The 24,814-nt window shown below is 59.4% G+C and carries 11 protein-coding genes and 1 pseudogene; 4 read left to right on the forward strand and 8 right to left on the reverse strand.

Going from position 1 to position 24,814, the window contains the following annotated elements; genetic code table 11:
- Positions 1 to 291: 291 nt before the first annotated feature.
- The 4 genes from CHB87_RS04385 (at position 292) to CHB87_RS04400 (ending at position 16,128) form a co-directional block, all read left to right on the forward strand.
- The gene (locus tag CHB87_RS04385) at positions 292 to 4,293 is read left to right on the forward strand and encodes an outer membrane beta-barrel protein (RefSeq protein WP_142988212.1); all 4,002 of its coding nucleotides are present in this window, start codon (positions 292 to 294) and stop codon (positions 4,291 to 4,293) included.
- Positions 4,294 to 4,347: 54 nt separating this feature from the next.
- Positions 4,348 to 7,824 (forward strand): chitobiase/beta-hexosaminidase C-terminal domain-containing protein, encoded by a 3,477-nt coding sequence (locus CHB87_RS04390; RefSeq protein WP_089407148.1) that lies wholly within the window; start codon positions 4,348 to 4,350, stop codon positions 7,822 to 7,824.
- Positions 7,825 to 8,008: 184 nt separating this feature from the next.
- Entirely contained in the window at positions 8,009 to 10,540 is a 2,532-nt protein-coding gene (locus CHB87_RS04395; protein ID WP_089407149.1) for a beta-glucosidase, read from the forward strand.
- 230 nt (positions 10,541 to 10,770) lie between these two features.
- Entirely contained in the window at positions 10,771 to 16,128 is a 5,358-nt protein-coding gene (locus CHB87_RS04400) for a beta strand repeat-containing protein (RefSeq protein ID WP_142988213.1), read from the forward strand.
- Between the two features lie 337 nt (positions 16,129 to 16,465).
- On the opposite strand, the gene CHB87_RS22835 is transcribed toward CHB87_RS04400, so the two are convergent.
- The 8 genes and pseudogenes from CHB87_RS22835 to CHB87_RS04445 form a co-directional block, all read right to left on the reverse strand.
- Positions 16,466 to 16,702 (reverse strand): transposase domain-containing protein, encoded by a 237-nt coding sequence (locus tag CHB87_RS22835; protein ID WP_176441578.1) that lies wholly within the window; start codon positions 16,700 to 16,702, stop codon positions 16,466 to 16,468.
- Positions 16,703 to 17,495 (reverse strand): annotated as a pseudogene (gene tnpC / locus CHB87_RS22530) (IS66 family transposase); the annotation flags it as partial.
- Positions 17,496 to 17,552: 57 nt separating this feature from the next.
- Complete coding sequence (tnpB, locus tag CHB87_RS04420) at positions 17,553 to 17,903, reverse strand: IS66 family insertion sequence element accessory protein TnpB (protein WP_089407154.1); 351 nt, start codon at positions 17,901 to 17,903, stop codon at positions 17,553 to 17,555.
- Positions 17,900 to 18,073, reverse strand: coding sequence for a hypothetical protein (locus CHB87_RS22150; RefSeq protein WP_176441580.1), 174 nt, complete (start codon positions 18,071 to 18,073; stop codon positions 17,900 to 17,902). The genes tnpB and CHB87_RS22150 overlap by 4 nt, the downstream gene beginning before the upstream one ends.
- Positions 18,074 to 18,676: 603 nt before the next feature.
- Positions 18,677 to 19,126: an NHL repeat-containing protein gene (locus tag CHB87_RS04430; RefSeq protein WP_089407156.1), complete on the reverse strand. Its 450-nt coding sequence runs from the start codon at positions 19,124 to 19,126 to the stop codon at positions 18,677 to 18,679.
- 63 nt (positions 19,127 to 19,189) lie between these two features.
- Positions 19,190 to 20,008, reverse strand: a complete 819-nt coding sequence (locus CHB87_RS04435) for a hypothetical protein (RefSeq protein WP_089407157.1) — start codon at positions 20,006 to 20,008, stop codon at positions 19,190 to 19,192.
- A 155-nt stretch (positions 20,009 to 20,163) separates the two neighbouring features.
- The gene (locus CHB87_RS04440; RefSeq protein ID WP_089407158.1) at positions 20,164 to 23,268 is read right to left on the reverse strand and encodes a choice-of-anchor D domain-containing protein; all 3,105 of its coding nucleotides are present in this window, start codon (positions 23,266 to 23,268) and stop codon (positions 20,164 to 20,166) included.
- Positions 23,265 to 24,392 carry a right-handed parallel beta-helix repeat-containing protein gene (locus CHB87_RS04445; protein WP_089407159.1) on the reverse strand — a complete coding sequence of 376 codons (1,128 nt, stop codon included), beginning with the start codon at positions 24,390 to 24,392 and terminating at the stop codon, positions 23,265 to 23,267. Before CHB87_RS04445 ends, CHB87_RS04440 begins: the two co-directional genes overlap by 4 nt.
- Positions 24,393 to 24,814: the final 422 nt, after the last annotated feature.

A 24,814-nucleotide genomic window follows, 5' to 3' on the forward strand; every position in this document is an offset into this window, starting at 1 on the left:
CCGGGTGCAAATTTGACCAAGAGTTCGATCCTGATGCCGAAATCGTTCCAAGAGCCCACACGAATGAGATGGTTCATCTCCGGTTGTCCTGTTGCACCAAGCATCGTTTGCCGGTCGGGCGGTCTCGCCGCTTATTGTTTCTTCGCCGGCCCGGGCCCCGATTCGAGCGCCCTCGGTGGTGGGGCCCAATAGTCCGAACCCCTGAGATACAGACCGGTCATGGACCATATTTGCATGCCGGCCGAATGCGGCAGCTAGCCTTTACAAAGCAACCCAATAGGAGTCCATGTGTTGAATCAAACGCCGTTTGAAGCCCGCATTACACAGTCATACACATTCGAAGGATCGACGGTTTTTGCCCTGATACGCACTTTACTGGTCTGTATGCTCCTTTTATTTGGAGTCACGTTGAGCTCGCTCGGACAATCCGGACAGGGCGCGATCACCGGCCGAGTCATCGATGGCAAGGGCGCTCTGGTTCAAAAGGCGGTGGTGGAGATCACCAACTTCGACACGAAGGTTTCGGTCACGACCAAGACGAACGCCCAGGGATTTTATTCGATAGGTTCCTTGAATCCCGGTCCCTATACGGTAACCGTGACGGCGGATGGATTTCAGAGATCGACGGTGGAAAGCATTACGGTAGGAGCCGCGGCTTCGGTTTCCATCGATGTGACTCTCAAGATTGGAAGCAACGACGTCTCCATTACGGTGACAGCGGAGGAGGCGCTGCTTTCGAAGAACACTTCGGATGTCACCACGACGGTGGATCACTCGCTGGTAGAGTCCCTCCCTTACCCGGAGCGCAGCTCGCTCGAGGCGGCGCTGTTAGTACCGGGAGTTGTGGGGGATCCAGTTGCAGCCGGAGGAATCGACTCCGAAAATCCGGGCATCACCGCCGGAGCAGTGACCCCGGGGTCGAACATCAGCATAGCCGGTGCGCCAGCGGGTTCCAGTTCGATTATGGTCGATGGATCGGATGTCACCCAGGCGAGCTATTCGCGGGCCGGCGTCAATCTGTCTGGAAACATGGTGCAGGAGACGACGGTGATCACGGGGGGAATCTCCGCGAAATACGGCCGTACCGGTGGTGGAATGATCGTCCAGGCGAGCCGGGCGGGAACCAACGAGTATCACGGAGCCATCACCTGGCGTCATTCGGACCCATTCTTTCAGGCTAAGCAGGTCAGCGCTGCCCCAATTCCACCTCAACTGCACGAGAACTTCTACGGCTTTTATGTGGGTGGACCTGTTCGGATCCCCAAACTGTACGATGGGCGCTCGAAGACTTTCTTCTATGTTGGGGTTGAGCCAGCCCGGCTCAACAACACGATTAATGTGCGTGGAACGTTCCTTACCCCCGACGACCTTGCAGGACATCTGAATAACACGCTCCCGCTACTCAATCTAACGGTATTGAAGAACCAGGGGTACGCAGCGGCTGTGGCTGCGCCTCGAATCGGTAGTTTGTACTATCAAGCCCCCTTAGGTGGCGCTAACTCGCCGTACGCTGCTCCTTCGCCCTATGCGTATTGTCAGAATGTCCCCTCTGCAATTCCATGCGGCGCTCAATATGGGAACACTGGATTGTATCTGCCTATCACTCCTGCCAACGGAGCTCCCGCAGTCAACGACGTGTCGAACGCCCTTGCGGCTAACCCATTCGCTCAGTTTGTGATGTCCCTCATGCCGACTCCATCGAACCCCGGCCCCTATGTCACCTTCGACAATCCCAACGGGACGTATGACACCGCCGGACAGAATGCGAGTTATCGCCGCGGTGTGAGCGACGTCGACAATCGCTACTCTTTCCGCATCGACGAACAACTGGGGAGCAGAGACCAGATCTTTGTCCGCTATACGGTCATTCCGATTACCGCGCCTCGTTTTTTTGCGGTCTCCCAGGACAACCCCCTTACCCAGACCCCAGCTGATTCATCGATCAACCACGATGTGGCGATCGGATACACTCATGTGTTTTCCAATGCGATCGTGAATAACGCCCACTACTCCTACCTGCGTGCGGTCGATAACAGGACTCTGCCGCCCGGCGCCATGACGCAGGATTTTGGGGCAAAATACGGTCTCACGCCAGCGGCATTGGGCTACGGCTTTCCGTCCCTCGGCGGATTCAACGCCACCGGCGTCAGTTATGCACTTTCAGGTGGAGTGACCCCAGGCGGGTCGGGTATCGGCAATCAAGTCGACCAGAACTTCATCTTCGGCGACGACGTTACCTGGCAACGCGGACGCCATCTGTTCCAGTTCGGGGTCGATCTGCGCTGGATCCAGTCCAATCAGTACGACAACAGCTATACAACCGGAGGAGCCTACACGTTCGCGCAGGCCAATACCAACAACGGGTCCAGCGGAGGTGCACCCCTCGCTACCTTTGACCTCGGGATTGTGTCGTCTTATATCGCCTCTCCCCTCTCTATACCCGGATATTATCGGTGGCGCTATGACGCTGGCTATATCCAGGATGACTGGCGTGTGCTTCCCAACGTCACTCTCAATCTCGGCTTGCGTTACAACCTGGAAACTCCGCGCATGGAGAAATACAACAATCAGCCGGTAATCGTGCTGAATCAGAACTACAGTGCGAGCGGAGTGTCGAGTCCAGCGGCCTTATGCTTCCCGGGGACCTGCGGGGTAAGCAAGTATTTATGGGCAATCAATTGGAAGGAGTTCGAACCGCGCATCGGCATCTCCGTAGCCCCCACACCGCGCACCACCATCAGGGCGGCCTACACCATCATGCACCTCCCGCTTACCGGCTACTTCAATCAACCGCTGCCGGACCTGAGCAGTGGCGGCTCGGTTTCGAGCAGTACGGGAGGCACTAACCCTGGGATCGTGAACTCGGTCTCGAATCCCGCCAGTGCACCCTCCTCCTTCTACACCTCCCTGAACGCGGCACGTGGTGGGCCGATCGAGACGACGGCGGGCATCAGTCCGATTTTCGTCAATCAGTCGGACAAAGTTCCCACTCTTCAAGCATGGAATTTTACTGTGCAGTATCAGCCCGGAGCGCAAACGCTGGTCCAGATAACCTATCAGGGAGCCCATGGGACACATCTGATCGCTCCCTTCAACGCGACGTCGCAAAACGGAGACATCAATGTCCCTTCGTTCCCCACACTGATCGCTGCGGTAAAAGACGGTGCCAATCTAAGTCAAATTGTGACGAATTGTGCCACCACGGCAAGCCCGGGATGCGGCAATCCGTTTGGCGTGACGTCGGGTACAAGCACCACCCTGAGCAACGAGACTGAACTGCAGCAACTGAACCCGTTTCAAAATTTCTACAATTTCCCCATACCGGATGACCTTGAACGCAACGGCACATCCGAATACAACGGTTTGCTACTGAGTGTCACGCACCGCCAAGGCAAAAATCTATCCTTGCTCGCCAACTATGCGTGGAGCAAATCCCTGGACGATGTAGCCAATACGACAGGGGGAACCTTTGCAGCTTCGGGTTCAAGCCCAATTCCACAAGATCCACAGAACCTGAAGAGCGAATGGTCGGTGTCGATCAACGATCAACCGAGCCGGTTTCGGGTTGGTTATACGTATATCCTTCCGATCGGTACGGGCCAGCGATTCAATACTCGAAACAAGATCATTGACAATCTCATCGGGAACCTCAGCACCGCGGGCATCTACACTGTTCAGTCCGGATACCCCAATTTTGTGACCCTTGGCAGCACTGGGTATTTCACGTCGCTGACTCCGGCGCACCAGGGTGGCTGCGCTCCGACCGCGCCTGTGATTTACTGCGCGTCGGCTGCATTTCCTAGTGGAGATACACTGCGTCCAAATCGCGTTCCGGGGGTTCCGCTGATCAATAAGAATTGGAAGCGGGGTGGCGGAGGCGTGTTCAGCCCGGGCTTCGTGCCATACCTGAATCCGGCGGCATTCGCGACTCCCGGGTCGTCGGGTAATCCTCGTCTCGGCAATTTGCGGCGAACACTGCCGGATGCGCGCACTCCACGCGAAACGTTTTTCGATGCGCGAGTATCGAAGGGCTTCGTATTGTCGGGGCGGTATCGGCTGAATATTACGGGAACATTTAGCAATGCCTTCAATCACCCGGCCTACTTCAATGCCAATCATACCCTCCAGACTGCGACGACAGCTTGTACGACAAGTCTCGGTTGCACAGATGGTTCGGGGGCTCCAGTGCAGGCCGGCACCGTCTATACGAACGCTGCGTCGACAACCTTCGGTCAGATCGGCTACAGCACTGCCTCGAGAATTATCCGGGTCGGAACTGAATTCATCTTCTGAAGCCGTCATCAACTGGCGATACATTTTTCGATTGTGATTTCTGGAGGCTGTACCATGCGGCTGATGTTTGGAATACGTAGTGTTATTGCGGCTGAGGTCTGTGCCTTGGCGTTAGGGGCCTGCTTTTTGGTCGGGTGTGGATCCAACGCCATCGACTTGACTCCGGCTCCTGCCATCTCCCCCGCCGGTGGCACATTCACCACCCCACCGACGGTGGCGCTTTCGGACGCTCTTGAAGGGTTTGGAGTGACGATCTACTTCACTCTCGACGGGAGCACGCCGACAACCTCTTCACTGATCTTTGGGGGTGCGACGACGGGTGCGGGCCTCCGTGTTCAAGGCCCTTTCCAGATACTGCAAAGCGGAACGGTGAATGCGATCGCTGTCACTGCAAACGAGGGTGCAAGCCCGGTTACCTCTGCGAGCTATGTCCTGAACCTGCCGCCGACGCCAACCCCGACGATTACGCCCATAGCCGGCACCTATGTTTCACCCGCGACTGTGTCGATCGCCGATTCGGCCACTGGAACTGTGTCGATCTACTACACCCTCGACGGGAGTATTCCCAACCAGTTTTCGGCAAAGTACGCAGCCCCTATTTCGGTCAGCGCTAATACCACGGTCAAGGCCATCGCCTACGTGTCGGGATCCAGCTTAAGCGCAGTGGCCTCAGCTTCCTACGTGATCCAGCCGGCAGTGCCGGTGATCTCTCCCGCTGCCGGCACATACGGCACAACGCAAAACGTGACTATCACGGACGCTACCCCCGGGGCTGCGATCTATTACACCACGGACGGCAGCTCCCCGACTCTCTCCTCGCCCGTATACAGCGGTCCGATCTCTGTCGCGCAGAGCGAAACCCTGCAGGCGATCGCCGTCGTGCCAGGTGATGCGAATAGCCCAGTGGCTTCAGCCGTGTACTTCATTTATCCTCCGGCCGCTACTCCCACGATCTCGCTTGCCGCAGGCACATTCAATTCGATTCAGACCGTTTCGATCGCAGACACTACTCCAGGTGCCTCAATCTATTACACCCTGGACGGAAGCACGCCAACGACGTCGTCGGCTCTCTACACTTCACCCATTTCGGTTGTTCAAACCGAGACGCTTGCGGCCAGCGCAATCGCACCGCACTTCAGTTTCAGTCCTGTTGCCTCGGCGTTGTACACGTTGAATCTACCTGTGGCTCCTGCAGTCAGCTTCTCGCCCCCCGGCAATATTTTCACCACGGCGCAGACAGTCGTGCTCACGGATTCGCTCGCCGGATCGGTCATCCACTACACCACGGACGGCACGACAGCCACGCTGGGCTCGCCGCAGTACACGGCGGGTAGCGCGGGGATTTCTGTGTCCTCCACCACGAAGATCAGTGCTGTGGCTACGGAGCTTGGTTACAACGCTAGTCCTGCTGTCACCGATTCGTATCTGATCTCCGCGCCCACCACGGGCTTCAAGGGTACGGTTTCAAGCGGCATCCCTCCGTTCTCCAATGGCGGACCTCAGCTAATCAGTGGCGCCACTGTCACGCTATGGACTGTGGGAGCTACCGGCTATGGTTCTGCTGCGCAACGCATCGCGAGTACCACGACCGATTCGGCTGGCAACTTTTCATTCCCAAGCACCTACACCTGTACTGGCACGTACGCCTATCTGACTGCCGCAGGAGGCAATCCCGGTGCGAGCGGCGGAACGGCGAACTCTGCCATCAAACTGATGGCTTTGATTGCCGGTCCGACTGCAGCCAACCCGATCGTTGAAAACGATCTCTGCGCGAGTGTGAAAACGGAAACTCTGTCAGTCAACATCAATGAAATCTCGAGTGTGGCGGCAATCTACGGTCTTGCGCAGTTCTTCAATCCAACGACAGAATCCATCGGTTCGAGTTCCACGAACCCCACCGGCCTGCTCAACGCTTTCAACACGGTTGCCTATATGATGAATATCCCTTCAGGCCTGGTAAACGCTACCTACACGCCCTACGGATATAACTATGCAGCTGCGACAACCAACTACAACGTTACGGCGACGCCCGAGCAACAGAAGATCTACCTGATCGCCGGCATTCTTGCATCCTGCGTCGAGAGCACCGGTCCCAAATCCGCGAACTGCGCTACGCTCTTCACTTCGGCGGCTCCGCCACCTACCCCCGGAGCCACCACATTGGGCTCAGCTTTTGTTTACCCCACTGCGACGGACACCCTCCAGGCCGCCTACTACATGGCAGTGAACCCGATCAATGCCACGAACGCAGGCGTGCCCAATACGAACAATATGGCTAATCTCTTCGGCCTGGCTCCCGCTGGTTCCGGCACGACTGTGCAGCCGACGGATTGGACTGTCGCCCTCACTCTTGGCAGCACCGCTCCATGCAACGATGCCGCTTGTGCCGTCTTTGCGATTAGCGCGCCTAACTTCCTGACCCTCAACGGTGAAGGCGATGTCTATTTCCTGAGCAATAGCACCACCACCCAGGCGGTCACCGGCCTGATGCCATATGGGGGCGAAGGCGTTTCGCGTTACTCTACGATCGGACCGCTGGCGGGACTGACCTTCGATTCGGGAAATGGCACATCCCAGGCGGGTTACTCTGTGTTCTACAAGTTTTATACCGGCAAAGATACAGGTACCGGTAATAAGGGCAGAGAAAACTACGAAGTCAATGGTGGTGGAACGTTTGCGCTCGGAGGCGGCATTGGTGCCTATTTCGTCGACACGAACGCCCAAACGGTTCCTCTTAACGGAACCCAATACGCAGCCGACGCCACAAGCATTTATTTTCCTGTCTCCGGCAACGGATACGTTTATGGCGTACCGAATGCATTTCAAACTTCTGGATCGGCGACGGCAAAGTCTCCTTACATCGCCTCCCCTTCCGCTGTGACCGTTCTGACGGCCCTCAACAACGGCAGTGCCATCACCGGTTTCACCGCCGCGACGGACGTGAAGGTCGATCAGGTGTCCAAGGTTTGGGTGACCGCACCTGGGGGCAATTCGGTTTACTCCATGCCTGCTGCCAATTCCCAAGCCATTACCGCCGGAGCGACTCCCACGGCATACACGACTGGCCTCTACGCACCTACCGGTATCGCCATCGACCACGCCAACAATGCGTGGGTGATCAACTCTGCCGGGGGGACACCCTCGACTGGCTATATCGCCGAAATAACGGCCGGAGGGAAGATCAATGCAGATACCATCGCAGGCGATGGGGGAATCAATGCCCCTACGGCAGTAGCCATCGATGGTGCGAGCAACGTATGGGTTGCAAGCCAGACGGTTAGCGAGTTGGCCTCGATCAGCGGGGTGATTACGGCGCTCTCGCCTTCCGTCGGCTTTGCTCACAGCTACAACAGTCCTGGCATCAGCAGCATCGCGATCGACTTATCCGGCAATGTGTGGGTGGCCAATTCGGGCGGATATGCAAGCGCTTCAGTGCCGGGCACCCTGACGGTGATCCTTGGCGCAGCAGTGCCGACGGTCCAGCCACTCGGCTATGCCATCCAGAAGGGAACGCTGGCCGCTCTCCCGTAGAGTCGGCATGCACGAAGCTTGCCTGTGGAGAGTATTTATCAATCAGCCGCGACGGCAAGACGGTATGTTCGCTGGCCCATCCGGCAGACGTTGTACTTCTCAAGACCTTGCCCAATTTCTTCCACATCTCGGTTCAAGGAAATGAATGCGACAACAAGGTCTCACTGACACAAAGGAGTCAACGATGACGCGTCTTAGCCACTACACCCACGCGATCGCCGCGATAGCAATATGCATCGCGGCACCGCGTACCTGCGTGGCTCAAGCTCCTGTGCCCGACTCTGCGGCCATCGAGCAAAAGCTGAATGAGGCGATCTCGAAGATGAGCCTCGAGTCGAAGATCGACCTGCTCGGCGGCTCGGACGGCTTCTATCTCCTTGCGGTGCCGGAGGCTGGCGCGCCGAGAATCCGCATGAGCGACGGCCCCATGGGCGTGAGGGGAGCCGGCCCCACGACCGCCTACACCAACGGCGTCGCCTTGGCCGCCACGTGGGACACCGACCTCGCCGAGCAGGTGGGCATCGCACTGGGCCGCGATGCACGGTCGCGCGGCGTGCACATCCTTCTGGCGCCTGGCGTGAACATGTATCGCGCGCCCATGGCCGGCCGAAGCTTCGAGTACGCGGGCGAAGATCCGATCCTCGCGGGCAGGCTGGCCGTGGGTTACATTCGCGGAGTGCAGTCGCAAGGCGTGGTGGCGACCATCAAACATTTCGCCGCCAATAACGAAGAGTACGACCGCCACGATGTTGATTCGGTAGTCGATGAACGCACACTGCGTGAGTTATATCTGCCCGCATTCGAGATGGCCGTGAAGGACGGCAAAGTGGGGGCCATCATGGACTCGTACAACCTGCTGAACGGCGAACACACCACCCAGAGCAGGCACTTGAACTGCGAAATAGCCAAGCACGAATGGGGTTTCGATGGCATCGTCATGTCGGATTGGGAGGCGACCTACGATGGCGTGGCAGCCGCGAAGGGCTGTCTCGATGTGGAGATGCCCTACGCCAAGGCCATGACCCGCGCCGTGCTCATGCCTGCCGTGAAGATCGGCACCGTCACCCTGGCCGAGATCGACGAGAAGGTACGGCGCATCTTACGGCTCGAGATGCGCTTTCAATTCACCGGGCGCGATCAGACCGACCTCTCGATCGGTAGTGACAGCGTTGCATCGCTTGCGGTGGCCCAGCGTGGAGCGCTCGAAGCTCCAGTGCTCTTGAAGAATGAGGAAGGCGCGCTGCCCTTCGGTCCCGGCGTGAAGCGCATCGCGGTGATCGGGCCGAACGCGTATCCGTATGTCACCGGCGGAGGAAGCGCAATGGCGATTCCATTCTCGGCTAAGTCGTTGCTCGAGGGGCTTGTCGCGCGCGGCGGCAACGCGGTCGAGATGCTCTACGACCGCGGCTTGCCCGAAGCCTCAGCGGTCTTCCACGAGACTAAATGGACGACTCCCGAAGGCAAGACTGGAGTAACCAGCGAGGCGTTTGCGGAGCTGGGTTGCAAGGGGACTTTGCTCGAAAAAAATGTGATTGCAAACCTGGACGCGGCAACCGCGAAGCAGACCGTACCCAGGCAGGCGAAGAGCGTCTGCTACAGCGCCATTTACACACCTAAGGCCTCGGGCAAGTATCTTCTGCTCACGGCTGCACTGGGCACGGACAGCTATCGAGTAACGGTGGACGGCCACGAGACCATAGCAACCGAGCCGCGCGAGTACCAGGCCCCCAAGGACTCCTATGTGGAGCTTACCGCCAGTAAGCCGGCGTCGGTGCGGGTCGAGTATACGGAGTCCCACATCTACCAAATGGACAAGGGCGAGTCGGTCGGCTTGACCGCGACGGTCTCGGTAGGTCTCGCGCCGGTGGAGTCGTTGCCCAGCGAGCGGGCGAAGTTACTTGCGGCCAAAGCCGATGCAGTGGTCGTTGCGGTAGGGTTCGACCAGAGGACCGAGCACGAAGGGATGGATCGTCCCTTCGAGCTGCCGTTCGGCCAGGCCGAGCTGATCCGCACGATGGCGGCTGCGAACCCACGCACCGTGGTGGTGCTGAACGCGGGCGGTGCGGCGGATGCGCAGCCATGGTTGAACCAGGTGCGTGGCCTTATCGACGATTTTTATCCGGGCCAGGAGGGAGGAGAGGCGCTTGCCAAGCTGCTCTTCGGCGATGCTAACTTCAGCGGTCGGCTTCCGTTCACCTTCGAAAGAAGCTGGGAAGAAAGCCCCGTTCACGATAGTTACTATGCGGACAAAGACAAGCGCGTCGTCTACCGGGAAGGCTTGTTCAACGGCTACCGTTACTACACCTCGGCCGGAAAGCAGCCGTTATTTCCCTTCGGATTCGGGCTTTCCTACACCGCGTTTACGTTCTCGGACTTGAAGCTGAGCAGCGGAAACGTGCAGTCCGGCGAGCCGGTGACGGCTAAGTTCCGCGTGACCAATACGGGCACACGCGCGGGGACCGCAATCGCGCAGGTCTATGTGGAAGATCCCTCGGCGAAGGTAAAGCGGCCTATCCGAGAGTTGAAGGACTTTGCGCGCATGGTTCTGGCACCGGGCGAATCGAGAGACATAAGCGTGACACTCAATGCCCGAGCGATGTCGTTCTACGATGTCGCGGCGAAGGCATGGAAGATCGATCCGGGAAAGTTCGTGGTGAAGGTAGGCGAGTCGTCGGAGAATCTCCCCTTAGCGGCAACGTTTGAGGTTCGGAAGTAATTCCATCTCGGCTCACTTATTAAGAATATACAGCTTAGGTCAGACCACGCTGCACGAAGGAAAGGCCGCTCCTCGCAATAAAAGCCTGGCGATTGGAATAGCACGGTTGAAAGAGTACGTCTGCGTATCCGAGGTAGCCCAAACTGCAGAGGCGGTTCTTGCATTCCCTTTGAATTTCGCCCAGACAAATCGAATGCTGCACTTAGCCGCTACCGGATAAAGGATGGACCTTGAAAAATCTGAACGATTTCCGCTTGATCAAACCGCTTGTTGCCACTGTTCTGTTCACTGCCCTCGGCTTATTCACACTCAGCGGTTGCGGGATATCCGGCTCCTCCACATCGTCCGTGGTTTCAGCTCCCACTCCAGGCCCGCTGTCTGTCGGAACGATGTCGGGCACGGTTCACGGCGGGCAGTTTCCCGTTTATAACGCCACGGTGAATTTATATGCCGCCGGCACAACTGGCTACGGCAACGGCTCGACACTACTGGCCACGACGATCACCAATGCGAGTGGTAAGTTTCAGTTCACCAAACTGGCCAATGGCTCGACGAACAGTGGCGCAAGCTGGTCCTGTCCGGCGTCCGACCCGAATCCCGATCCTCAGATCTATATCACCGCCGTGGGGGGTAATACCCAAGGCACCGGGGTGACGACGACCAACAATACGGCGGCTGCTCTTATTGCGGCTATCGGCCCCTGCAGCAGCCTCAACTCTTCCACACCTGTCTCACTCAATGAGGTCACGACGGTTGCGACGGTCTTCGCGCTGGCTCAATATATGAATCCAGGCACAAGTCCGGGCACGGAGGCGATCGGAACCAGTGGCGCGAATACCTCGTCCAGCACCCCGCTGGGGGCGTTGGGGCTGAAGAATGCGATCGCCGGCATCTCCAACCTTGCAAGTATCTCGACAGGCAGCGCAGTCGCTTCCAATAGTTACACCGGGGCTAACGCAAACACGACAAAAGTTACCGTAACGGCAACCCCGGAGACGGCCAAGCTGATCACGATTGCCAACATTCTCGCGGCGTGCATCAACACTCCATCTTCCAGCAGCACGCAATGTAGGGATCTGTTTGATAACGCGCCTCCGCCGCCTGCCGCTTCAGTGACGAGCCAGCCGTCGGCGTCCTTTGGTGCCGCACAAGACACCATCCAGGCAGCGTATTACATGGCTGTCAATCCGACGAATGCGGTCGCCCCGGCCACCTATGCCAGCCCTGGCTGTGGCACCAGCAGCGCGACGACCACTATCGGCTGCTTGTTTGGCCTTCCTACGCCCTCTGCCCCTTTCCAGACCGGCCTGACCGCGCAGCCTACGGACTGGACGATCGGCGTCTCCTACGGCACCACGTCTACGTCGACGTGCGCCAGTGGCGGCAAATTTATCTTGGCTCCATTTCGCTCGGCCGTCGACGCGTATGGGAACGTCTGGTCGGTTGGTGGTTATGCCAGTTCGCTCAACGTGTCTGCCCTTAGTTCAATCGGTGTGCCTTTGTTTTGCGCACCGTTGGCGTCCGGGGCATCGCCTTACTTCAACGGAATCACGATCGATACGGCAGGCAATATCTGGGTCTCGAACGATTCCACGGGAACTTCGGGGGAGATCTATGAGATCCCGGCACCGGGCGCGGTTCCTGCCGCAACGACGATGAATTCGTTTACCAGCGGGCAGCTTGGGTCGGGTTCGGCGGCGCCCCTCGGCATCGTAGCGGACGGCTATGGGAACGTCTTTTATGCAGCCGTGAACAGCACGGGAGCAAGCGTGTACGAGATCCCCTCCGGAACGACAAGTTCGAGCACGATGGCCTCCTACCAGGTTGGCGCGGCGACCAACACCATCACCACCTCCAGTATCCCTGTTTTTTCAGTGGCGGCCGATTCCGTGGGCCGCGTCTACTTTGTGACGAGTTCCAATGCCGGAGAGACGGTGGAGGCGACACCTCCCTCGGCCGGCATTAGCGGATATTCGGTCAGTGGGAGCACGATCACCTTCACGACGACCAATAGCCCCGCCTTCACGGTGGGACAGTCAGTTCTAATCTCAGGTCTTGAGTCGCCTGCAGGCCTGCTGATGGACCGCAAACAGTTGACGGTGACGGCGGTCTCGTCCTCCGGCTTCTCGGCAAGTACGACCGTGGCGGCGACCTCAGGTGTGACGGATGAGGGGATTGCCGTCGTTGTCCCCTCGGGACCAGCCTCGTACTCGACGATCGTCAACGAATTTACGACCAGCCTCTACGGGGCCGCCATCGACAACAATAACTCCCTCTATGCCAGCACGTTTTACGGTAGCAGCAGCCCTCCCTTTGATGAACTGTTGCAGGCCACGATCAGCCCGGCCGGCGTTGCCCTCGGCAATGGCAACACCGGTACGTTGTACAACTTCAGCTCATCGTTCCTCGGCGGCAACAACGGAGCCAAAGCCGTTGCGCTGGACGGGGCAGACAATGTGTGGTTTTCGAATGGGGTTCCGTCAAGAGGGACGAACAAGTACACGGGCACCTGGAGCGTCGGCGAAGCCTACACCTCCGACGGGGGAAGCGTCGCTGCCTTCACCGCCTTGTCGCCGTCCGGATCGGCGCCGTCGACCTGCAACTCGACGGTGGGCTGTCCCGGTGGCGGCGGTTTCCAAAAGGCCGATCTCGGCGGTTTTGCCATGGATATCAAGATCGATTCATCGGGCAACGTCTGGGTCATGAATACCGGCATCGTGGGCGGGAATCCCGGCGGAGGCACCAGCATCACCGAGATCGTCGGAGCGGCAGTTCCAACGGTCGCGCCTCTCTCCGTTGCAGCGGCGAACGGCACGCTAGCCACTGAACCCATAAGCACAGCACCAACCCTGCCGCAAGCGGCCACCCCGGTCATCACGGTCGGCGGGAGCAGCACCTCTGCCTCGGTCACCATCAGCGATACCACGCCGGGCGCGACAATCTATTACACCACCACGGGAGCGATACCCACCACGTCTTCTTCGATCTACAACCCGGCAGGATCGCCCATTGCCGTGACGTCGACAACCGTCGTCAACGCCATCGCCGCAGAGTCCGGCTATAGCACGAGCGCTCTTGCCTCCGCGACCGTTAACATCCCCACCGCATCGGACGTAGCCAGCGTCCCCGGACAGGTGACCTACCCCGAAGAGTTCCCGAACTTCGCGAATTACTCCAGCCTGGCGGATCCTGGGGTCATCAATGTCGTCACTCAGGGCATTTACGCCGATGGCCTGCATGGGGACCAGGCCTGTGCGATCCAGGCGTTGCTCAATAGCACCAGCCTGTATGTGGGCCAGAACGTCGATCCTATTCCAAACGAGAACGCCGCTCCCTGGCAGGATCCGATCTTCTACTTTCCAACCGGAACCTACCTGCTCTCCGATGCAGGCTGCCTCCCCCTCACGAAAAACTTCAGCGACAACACTCCGGCGGACGGCATGGTCCTTCTCGGAGAGAATCAGGGCGACGTGATATTCCAGGTTGCGCAGGGAACCCTGCCCGCCATCAAGTTCACGGGAAATGTCACTCGAAGCAGCAATACCATTACTGGCGTGAACACCACAGGTTTAGGTTTGCGGGTGAACCAGCAAGTCAAGCTATACAGCGGAACGGCTCTGGGAGCGTATTTGGGCCCAGACACAACCATCGCCGCCATAAAACCGAGCACGAGCGGAAGCAATGGAACGATCACGCTCGCCGGCAATGCAAGCACAACCATCAGCAACGCTTCGTTCGTTGCCCTCACGCCCATCGTTCGTACACAGTCGACTCTTACGAGTTCCAACGGCGTCAATGTGCAAAACGGCAACGAGGCTTATCACAACACGATTGAAAATATGACCTTCAATCTTACCGGAAATCCTGGATCGATCGGCATCAGCTATCTTGCGAATAACTTCGGTGCTGTTCGCAATGTAACCGTCAACGGAGACACTGCTGGCTCCTTCGGGGTTGGCATCGACATGACCAGGCAGGAGATCGGCCCAGCTCTGATCGAGAATGTCCTCATCTCAGGCTTCAATCGCGGTATGGATGTCGCCAATACCGGGGTGGGTATCACCGTCGAACACGTCACCCTGCAGAATCAGATCGGCAGTGCCATCTTCAATACCGACAACCTCATCACAGCTAGTTCCATCTCGATACCGAGCGGCCAGGCCGGCGCAGTCGCGGTGACCAATGCCACCACAACCACAACGGCGGGAGCCACCGGCGATGGCTATGTTGTTCTCGCGAACAGCAGCATCGGAAACACAGGATTCGGCTCGACGGGGTCGGCCCTCATCGCCAACACGGGCGGGGCAGTTTCTATCGTCAACACGAGCTTTGCCTCGTCGCAGACCAACCTTGGAAGTTTGTCGGGAGTGGTCAGCGGCACACTCGTGTCGAACTCAGCTCAGCCTTGGACGGTCGGCAAGAACTTCATGCTCCCGCTCCTCTACGATACACCGACCCCGGCTTACGATACGGATACGGTCCACCAATGGCAATCGGTCTCCGGCATGACGGGAGTATGGATCAATCCGCAAAATACAGAGCAAGTATTCACCCAGAGCGGCGCGGTCGCCACCTCTACTGTCGATGCAACCGCCAGTATCAATGCCGCAATCGCGGCGGCGCATGCCTACTGCAATACGGGTACATCGACGCTTTATTTTCCGCACGGAGTCTATTACATCGATTCGACGATAAAAATTCCTTCCTATATCGATCGAATCGTGGGCATGGATTCGACGATCCGGGTCATGAACGTAAGTACGTTCTCTTCGGGAGGTCCAATATTCGAAGTGCTCAGCACCATCCTTCCTACCGATAGCCCCTGCGAATATTCTGCAAATACCCTGACGATCGAACGTATTAGTCCGGACAATTATGGGGCTCCGTCGGTAGGTTCGGTCGTGCAGGCCGATGCTCCACCCATGGGCGCATCTCCGGAAACCGTTGTACTCCGGGACGTCAACGGCCACTTCCAAGTGCTCAACCAGCAGTGGAATGCGGGCGAGGTCTATCTGGAGAACTCCGGAAACCCCATCACGATCAACGGTCCCAACTGGGTTATGTCTCGCCAATACAATACGGAAGGAGGCGTCGGCTTTCCTCCTTTCATCACCAATCAGGGTGCTCCCCTCTGGATCCTCGGCTACAAGACAGAAGGCACGGCGCTTCTCTTGAATAGCACTAACACGACGCCGCCTTTTGCGACGAATGAAATTATCGGCGGGTTCTTTTACCCCTCGACACCAAGCCGGCCTCCGACCGTTCCAGGCACAACCTGCACCGAAGAACCCTCGATCTTGAAGAGTTCTACCACCGCCACATCTCCCACATTTCTCCTCGCTCCGGGAGCGAGGCTCGAAGCTTCCTTCATCGAAGAAGTCACCCCGTCCAACGGCAAGACCGTAGAGACCTCGAGCTATCCTTTTTATTTCGCCTTGGATAATAACGGTACCGGCACCAATTGCGTGGCAGGCGCCGGCAACACGACCAACTCTTCTTATCCTCCTTATCCTGCCATTAGCCGAACTGCCACCTACGCAAATACAGAATCCGGCTTTATCGTTACCAAACTTTCGGAAGGGCCGTAGCGAACATACTGATGGGCGGGGGGAGGGCAAATTTGTCTCTAACAGGATAAGCCGATATGGTCCCTGGCGGTCGGTCCATGACCGGTTCCGCCGCTGTGAACGCGACGAAACCTTCGACCGCTTTCTGGACGTGCTGGGGTTGCGGTTAGATGTGTGCGCTCAAGAGGTTGTTCCGATTCAGTCTAGCTCTGGAAGCTGGGATGTTTGTCCTAGGCTGGCGTGCGGCCTATGGAAATTGTAGTCGTGGAGCATAAGCGAGTAGCGTGTACCGTGGACTATGTTGGTTTGAGTTGTCGAGGGTATTTGGGCTAAGTGTCCACGTGTTTTATGTGGACACTTATTTTGGAGTGGGTGCGCGGGTTAGTGTGAGTGTTACCCTCCAAGGGAACAGGTCTTCAATATTGTTGATGGGGTGGGCTGCGATGCGTTCGAGGACATGATGGAGATAGAGTTCGGAGCCGATCCCGTTGAGCTTGGCTGATCCGAGCAGCGAGTAGATCGCTGCGGCACGGCATCCACCCGCGTCTGAGCCGGCGAAGAGATAGTTCTGGCGGCCCAGCGCTACGGCACGCAACGCGCGTTCGGCGGCGTTGTTGTCAATTTCAAGCGTACCCTCGTCGGCATAGCGCGTCAGAGCGTTCTACCGCGCGGGAGCGGATCGCGGCAGCGGTGTCGGACTTCGACGAGAGCGTCTTGAGCGCGACTTCGAGCCAGGCATGCATGCCGTCCAACAGAGGCTTTGCCCGGGCTTGCCTCACCGATCCACGGATCTTCGACGTGCTGCCTCGTATCTCTTTTTCGATGGCATACAGAGCGGCGATGCGTTTGATCGCCTCGGTCGTCGTGGGCGATGGATGTGCGAGGTGGATCTCGTAGAACTTGCGCCGCGCATGATCCCAACAGGCGATTTCGTAGCTCGTGCCATCTCCGTAGAGATGGTGGAAGCCAGCATAGGCATCGGCCTGGAGTGCGCCCTTATAGCGCTTCAGGTTGCCTCCGTTGCTCGCCCTTGACGTCGGGCGAGTACGCTACTACACCGCTGGACCTGTTAGATCGCTGGGGGATCGGTCGTCCCTGACGTAAGTCCAGAGCCGTCCGGTCTTGGTCCTGCCCTTGCCGGGTGCAAGCACGGGAACCGGGGCGGCCTCGGCGGGCAGCTTGCTGGTCGCGAGGACATGACCGCGTACGGCACCCACCAGGGGTGCCAACACTTCACTGGTCGCGCCGACCCATCCGGCCAGCGTGGAACGATCCAGGTCGACGCCCTCACGCGCATAAATCTCGGACTGCCGGTAGAGGGGCTGATGATCTGCGCACATCGCTGCAAGATCGAGGCTCTCAAGATCCGGCAGCAACGCGGCGAGCATGAGCGAAGTATGCCATTCGAGGAGACCGATTAATAGCAAAAACGCTGGAGAAAAGGCCTACACGCTCAACATCGTTCGATCCGCCGTTCGGATCGGGGCGCGCCAGTCGATGCCCTCAAGAAGCATCGATAACTGAGCACGGCTGAGGCAGACCATACCGCTCGTCGCATGCGGCCAGACGAAGCGGCCACGCTCCGGCCGCTTGAAGAGCAGACGCAACCCATCGCCGTCGAACCAGAGCAGCTTCACGATATCGCCGCGACGGCCTCGGAAGACGAAGACATGGCCGGAGAACGGCTGTTGCTCCAGCACCGTCTGGACCTGGGCGCTGAGTCCCTGGAAGCCACGGCCCATATCGGTCACGCCAACTGCGATCCAGATCCGTGTGCCAGTGAGGAGATCGATCACGGTCGCAACGCCTCGACCACCGCGCGGAGCGCTACTGGATCGACCTTGGCTTCCAGCCGGATCGACACTCCTCCAACAAGATCGATCTGGATCAACCCCGATCCCAGTATAAGATCTCCCACCTTCGCGGATACTTGATCTTCGGTGACCGTAACGGAAAGCAACTTCATCTCACGCTGCGGCTGTCCACTCAGATGCCCATCGCGATACAGCCGATGCCACTGAAAGAGCTGGTTCGCGTTGATCCCATATAACGCCGCGCCACTGCCGCAACCGAAGAACCAGCTTCCAGCGTCTCCTCTACAATCCGACGACGCTCTTCGGAACTCCGACGACGACGCAAGACCACCTCAGACATCAACCTCGCCTCAGACGTACAACATCCTCAACGGCCAACCTTCCAGGCTGCACTCGGCTGCAGCCGACGGCTACTTCGAAAGCATCAACGACGGCGAAAGCTGGCAGCGGGTGTCAGAGGGGTTGGAGCATCAGTATTGCTGGAGCGTCGCCGTGAACGGAGCAGCCCCAAAAACGATTCTCCTGATCGCCGATGACAGGATTGCTTGCTCACGACCGAGCCATCCGCAACCCCATGGGTACGCGCGACCTGTACTTTGCCGAGATAGACTACGTACAAATTCGGCGATACCCAGAACCCCTGCAGACCCAGATCCAATGGCAGATCGATTTACTCTCAAGCCGATCGATCAATGTCGGGACTAAACCTGACAACTCGATTGTTGATCGGATGGACGAGTGATTGTGTCTCCGCGCTAGTTGGGATGGATGGCTATTGACGCGGGGCCGGCGAGTCCGCTCGTCTGTCCTAGCGAAGCGCCCGATCGATTGAACTCCGAGAGGCTGCTGTTGCTTGGATTGGTGATCCATAGGTTGCCGGCCGGGTCGATCGCCAAGGCCGACGGACTATTGAGACCGCCGCCGGAGAAGGGTGAGCCGGAGAGTGCTGCGCCACTGCCCGAAAATGCCGAGAGCGAGTTACCAGCTTTGTTGGTCACCCACGCATTGCCGCTGGTGTCGATCGCGATGGAGGACGGTGCGCTCAGACCGTTTCCCGTGAGGGGGGAGATCGGGGCGGGAGTTCCGGTCTGGGCCAGAATGGTCACCGAGCTGTTGCCGGAGTTGGCGACCCAGACTTGGCCGTTGGCGTCGATTGTGGTCGTCACGGGCTGGTTCAGGCCGGCTCCGCTGTAGACGACGGACATGGTCCAGTCGGTGGGGGCCTTGCGGAGCGTGGGTTGGAAGGGGCTGGTTGCGGTGGGTATGGCCTACAGGTCAGCGGGGTGCAGGAAGGGATTGTGGGCGAGGTTGAGCAGAGCCGCGATGGTGTCGGTCGGCGCGGCGCCGCCGGGTGGGGTGGCGTAGGAGAAGAACATGCCGCACCCGGTAGAGTCGCCTGCCGTGCCACCGGCGGAGTTGATGCAGACGGCCATGGCATCGGCGAGGGTGTTGATCTCGCTGGATGGACCGGTGGCTCCGGCGGGCAGAGCGGAACCGGTGGAACTGCCCGCGCCGATGTCGACCAGCTTGTTGACCGACGCGAAGGCGCGGTTGAGGCCTGCGACATTGCCGGAGTTCGCGCCCAGGTTCGTGTAGCCGGACATGAAGGGCGCAAGGGCGAAGACGCTGCCTACGGTGGTGACTTCGTTCATATTGATGAAGGTGCTGGTGGTCAGGCTACCGCAGTCGCCGAGCGCGGCCATGACGGCGGCGTTGGGATTGGGCGCGCCGCCTTGGCTGGCGGGCTGGGCTGGGTAGCCTCCTGTGGCTACGAGGTACATCCGCTGGCCTGGTGTGCAGGGGTAGTTGCCGCTGAGGGTGAAGGAGCCGTCGAGTCCGGTGGTGACGACGGAGGTGAGGATATTCTTGTTGGTCTGCGCATAGCCACCGGTTCCGGCGATAAAGAGCTGGATCGTTGCACCGGAGATGGGCTGCTGGCCGCCGTGGACCGCGCCATGAACCGCGGCGCCGGCAACCGGAACGGGGCTTACCTTCAATATGGAGGTGATGCCCGCGCAGCCGGCGAGGAGGAGCGCCAGGGAGGGCGCGCCTACAATCGAGATTGTCCTGACAAAACGTGTGTGCATTCTTTATTCTCCGGGTTGAAGCGTATTACGGCGGCTGCCGATCAAGAACAAGCAACTGCGAAAGCAAGAAGCAGGTATTTCGCCATGCTCGGGATGACAAGCATTTCGAGCCAGTGCTGGAGGCCAATAGGTAGTACGCTCTGAGCGGCAGCTCGCTAGGGCTCGGTGCCGAGGGTGTTGTTCGTTACTGCGGTGACAGTAGGTGCGACGATGGGGGCGGCCTCTCCGACGACCTCGGTGACGGTGTTGTTGGCGGTGTTCGCGATCCAGAGGCTGCCGGCCGCGTCGATGGTGAGGCTGGCCGGGGCGAGGTTGCCTGCTGTCGCGACCGGCGTGGCGTTGGCGGGTGCTCCGGTGTTGGTCAAGGTGGAGACCGTGCCGTTGGCGTTGGCGATCCAGACCACGCCCAGGCCGTCGATGGCGATTGCGACGGGCGAGGAGATGCCGCCTCCGATGAAGCTGCCCAAAACGGTTCCGGTGCTGCTGAACTCGGTGACGGCGGAGCCGCCGAGGTTGCCGGACCAGACGTTGCCCGCGTGGTCGATGGCGATACCGGATCCGCCTCCGCTGAAGGTGTTGAGGGTCGATCCTGCGAGTTGCGAGAGGGTCTGGTTACCGTTGACGACCCAGACGTTCGCAGCGCTCTGCGTGCCTGCGAAGCCGCTGAACAAGACGGGGGCGGGCGCGTTTCCTGCGTTGCTTGCGAGCGACAGGGTTGCGGTCGTGGCCGTGGTCAGCGAGGCGCTGGCGGACGGTGCAAAGGTTACGGTGGCGGCGCAGCTTTGTCCTTGGTTGAGGGCTGCGGGGCAGGCGCTGGACAGGGTAAAGTTGGCGGTGTCGGAGAGGACGAAGCCTGAGACAATCAGTGGCGCGAGCCCGGTGGAGGTGAGGGTGACGGTTGCGCTGGCATGCGAGCCCGGCGCGACCGAGCCGAAGGCCACGCTGGATGGCGAGAGGGTAGCGACCGGCGTGGCGATCAGGGTGGTGGCTTCGGCGTGGGTCTTGGCTGCCTCGATGTTGCCCAGCAGGTCGGTGGCGATGGAGTAGAAGCTGTAGCTGTGTCCGGAGATGCCGGTGTAGGCGCCGCTGGTTGCAGTGGTGGCGGTCATCCATGCAGTGAAGGGGCCGCCGTCCTGGGCAACGTAGATGGTGTACCGGGCGACGCCAGAGCCTGTGTCCGTGCCAGACCAGAAGACGGTGAAGGTTGGGCTTGGCTGGGTGGCGGAAAGCGCGGCGACCTGGCTGTTGGGCGGTGTAGTGTCCTTGTTGTTGCAATAGGGCTTGGTGGCGATTGCGGCGTTGAGGTCGAAGACGATGTTGGCGGTGTTGCAGATCTGGCCGTCGGGTGCAGCGGCAAGCGGCTTGACGTTGAAGGCGACGCGTCCGATGCCGACGGGTGGATTGGTGTCGGGCGGCAGGAAGCCGGCGTTGGGATCGCCAGTGAGCTGCATGGTGTTAGGGTCGAGCGAGGTGAAGGTCCAGGTAGCGATGCCGGAGCTCTTGTCGAGGTTTGCGGTGACTGCAACGAGGACGTTCTGCGTTGGGCGCAGGTCGACCGCGCCGGCATAGCTGGTCAGCCCGACGGGCGGGTTCAGCGAGTAGGCCCCGAAGGTGATCGCGCCGAGAGAGAAGGTGGAGAGATCGAACTTCGAGGTGTCGATCGGGTCGGTGACGGTGACGGTCTGGGCCGCGCCGGTGGCGGTGGCCTCGTTTTCAAACTCCACCTGGTAAGGAAAGGTGGTGGTGGCGAGCGTGTAGTTGGCGGAACCTACGCCGCTGGGGCCATCCTTCTCGTTGGGGTCGATTGAGACCGGGAAGCTGATGGGATGAACCTTGCAATCCCCGTATGTGCAAGTTCGGCCGTCGGGAACACACTCGTTGCCGCTGACGGAGTAGCCCGCAGCCTCCCGGCATTCCGACACTGTCCAGGAGTTGTTGCTGGTGCCTCCGCCCTGACCGAAGTATGCGTATCCTTCCCACGAAGGAGGATGAGGTCCGAATCCGTGCTTGTAGCCAGTAAATTTCATGAGTCCGCGCTCCAGATCGACGGAGGTGAGGAGCTCCGGGTTGGGTTGCGGCCGCAGAGGGGGAACAGTCGCAGACGCCGTGCTCTGCAGCTTCGCTCCGTATGCGGCGACGTCGATCTGGAGTTGAGCGTCGCTGAAGAAGACGGGTTGTCCGAGGGCGGTTGCGCCGAGGGCCTGCTTGCCCAGGGCGATCTCCTGTGCGAACTGTGTGCCGGCGTAGGTGGTCATCTTCGCCAGCGTCTGCGCGGAGATGGCGACGCCGAGGTTGGTTTCGGCATAGGACCTAGCAGCGGCAACGAGGTTTGAAAGCGCCACCGGATCGATCGTGCCGTTTGCGCCGGTCGCGTAGGGTGAGCCGGGGTTTGCAATTAACGAAAAGGTATCGCCATGACTGGAGTTGGGGGCCAGATAGAGTGAAAACTGTAGTTCCGCGCTGCTGCCGGCAGGAATGACCGGGATAAGGATGGAGACATTGTTGACTCCGCTTGTCGCGGTGGGCAAGGGTGTGATTAGCATCGGTACGGTGGAGAAGTCCTTGATAGCTTGGCCGGTGGTCGGCGGCGGTGGAAGAACTTTGCCGTTGAGGGTGTAGCTCATGGTGCCGGGAAGCGAGAGGACGACCGGGACGAGATAGGCATCGGCGTTGCCGCTGTTGCCATAGATGAGGGAGAAAATGGCGGTGCGGCCGGGGCGTATGCCGCTGTTGCCGATGATATCGGTGTTGATGACCGGCACGGCCGCAGACTGAACCGTAAAGCCTGCCGTGAGAGTCGACGGTGCGCCTGTCGGCGGGGTTACGATCACATCGTAGGGGCCGGCGGCTGCATTGGTGAGGTCCAGGCCGACGGCAATGGAGTGGGTGTCAGGTGCAACGGTGGTAGACGTGGGAACCACGTCCGCCTGGCCGGACTGGCGCAGGACTACCGTCGAACCGGGCAGGAACGCTGCGCCGTGGATGACGGGTGTAACCGTACCTCCTGCGCCACCGGCGGCAGGGATGAGATAGGAGGTCGCGAAGACGCCGAGAGGCTCGATGGCGCCGATCGTACAGGGTCCGCTTCCTCCACGGACGAAGAGCCGCTCATCGAGGGCGCTGCAACTGCCGTCGAAGGCTGTGCTGTTCGAGGCGCTGCTACCGCCGCCGATGGCCGGACTGCCGGGTAGCGGCGACATGGTGGGGATCGTACCGCCGTTGAGCGCGAGCGAGCCGAGCATGGGATCGACCCCGATCAAGGTGGTTGCATCGGGGGCCGCGCCGTGGTTGCAGCCATTGCCCTGCTGGAGATATTGTGGCCGAGGTCGGCGTAAGTGCCCGAGCAAAGGTCGCCTTCGTTGCGGTTGGTCGCGAAGGCCGGGTCGCCGGCGATGATGGTGTTCGCCATCTTCAGGTTGCTGGAGCCGATCCCGCTATTACTGTTGCCCGCGGTATTTCCGTAGAGCGTGTCGTTGTTCATCACGAGGTTGTCGATGTTGAGGACGCCGGAGTTGCCCACGGTGTTGTAGCTAATGGTGGAGTTGACGACGCTGGTCGGAGTCCCGGCACCCCCGATAATCGTGTTTCCGTTGGCGTGGTTGTAGGTGAAGGTGCTATTGCTGATCTGCATACCGACTGCGTAAAAGCTGTCGATGGCTGTTGAGCCGTCCGCCGTGTTCTGCGTGAAGTACGACTGGTCGATGGAGGTGTTGCTCGCCCCCTGGCTTGCAAAGATCGCGTTTCCGGTATTGAAGATGAAGGTGCAGCCCTTGATCACCGTGTTACCGCCAGCGTTTTCGACGGCGCTTCCCTGGTTGACCGAGGAGATGTTCTTGGTGAAGATATCGTTCGTCAGGGTGAGATTGCTGTAGGTAAAGACCCCGCCGCCGCCTGCCCTGGAGTATCCGCCCGGGCCGCTGCCACCTTGAATGGTGAGGTTGCTGATGGCGATCGTCGCGCCCGAGTCGATAAGAAAGACACGGTCGTTGCCGCCGCCGTCCACGATGGTGGTAGCGGGGTCTGCGCCGACGATGTTTACATTTCCAGCAGGGCAAAGCGGAATACCGGTGTAGAGACACGAAGCGTCCGATGCCGTGAGGTTATAAACGCCAGGCTGCACTGTGATGGTAAAGGACTGGGCCGGGGAGGTTTTCGCAAGGGCGCTTGCCTCGTTGATGGCGGCGCGAAGGGTGCACTCCGGAGTTACGCTGTCGATGTAAGCGCCGGTCGAGCAGATGCCGTCGCCGGGGGTGGCGTCGAGCTTGTCGGCGGTGCTGTTGACATTGAATTTGATCGCCGTCGTCTGGCCGAAGGTGGCGATGCAGGAGAGGGCAAAGGTAAGCAGTATGAGTCCGATCGCGCGGAGCACGGCAGAGGCGTTCACAGGAGGTCTCCCTTGATGGAGGTAGGTGTGGACGTAGTTTCAGTTTTCCGGGGGAGAGCATGAGGGAGGAACGGCGAGGCCATCGCGGGAGCAGGCGAAGACGCCGGCCCGACGGAGAGTCGCATCTTGAGACCAAGCGTCGTCTGCTTCAATTCGATTCGGATTTTGCGGCGGCGAATGAACATCGAGCCTCTTCGGTGTCTGCAAGGAAAAGAACGATGCAGACCTTGAGACACTGTGACAAATGCGACCGCAAAAAGTCTTCAATCGAGATCAAAGAGTTCTCACGATTTCTCAAGAGCTTTTCGAGGCTTTGGAATGAAGGAGTTGCGCATCCGTGCCGGTTGGCACGAGGCGTAGCAAGCTCGTCCTTTGTCTCCCCCACACCCGGAAGTCGGCGGCGGCGGGAGACGGAGCGCGTC

Origin of the sequence: Granulicella rosea (assembly GCF_900188085.1) — a bacterium.
Lineage (GTDB): Bacteria > Acidobacteriota > Terriglobia > Terriglobales > Acidobacteriaceae > Edaphobacter > Edaphobacter rosea.

Bases quoted from the DNA above. Each gene is read 5' to 3' on its own strand.
- CHB87_RS04390 (WP_089407148.1), top strand. From the start codon at position 4,348: ATGCGGCTGATGTTTGGAATACGTAGTGTTATTGCGGCTGAGGTCTGT.
- CHB87_RS04395 (WP_089407149.1), top strand. From the start codon at position 8,009: ATGACGCGTCTTAGCCACTACACCCACGCGATCGCCGCGATAGCAATA.
- CHB87_RS22150 (WP_176441580.1), bottom strand. From the start codon at position 18,073: ATGAAGTTGCTTTCCGTTACGGTCACCGAAGATCAAGTATCCGCGAAG.
- CHB87_RS04430 (WP_089407156.1), bottom strand. From the start codon at position 19,126: ATGTCCGTCGTCTACAGCGGAGCCGGCCTGAACCAGCCCGTGACGACC.
- CHB87_RS04435 (WP_089407157.1), bottom strand. From the start codon at position 20,008: ATGCACACACGTTTTGTCAGGACAATCTCGATTGTAGGCGCGCCCTCC.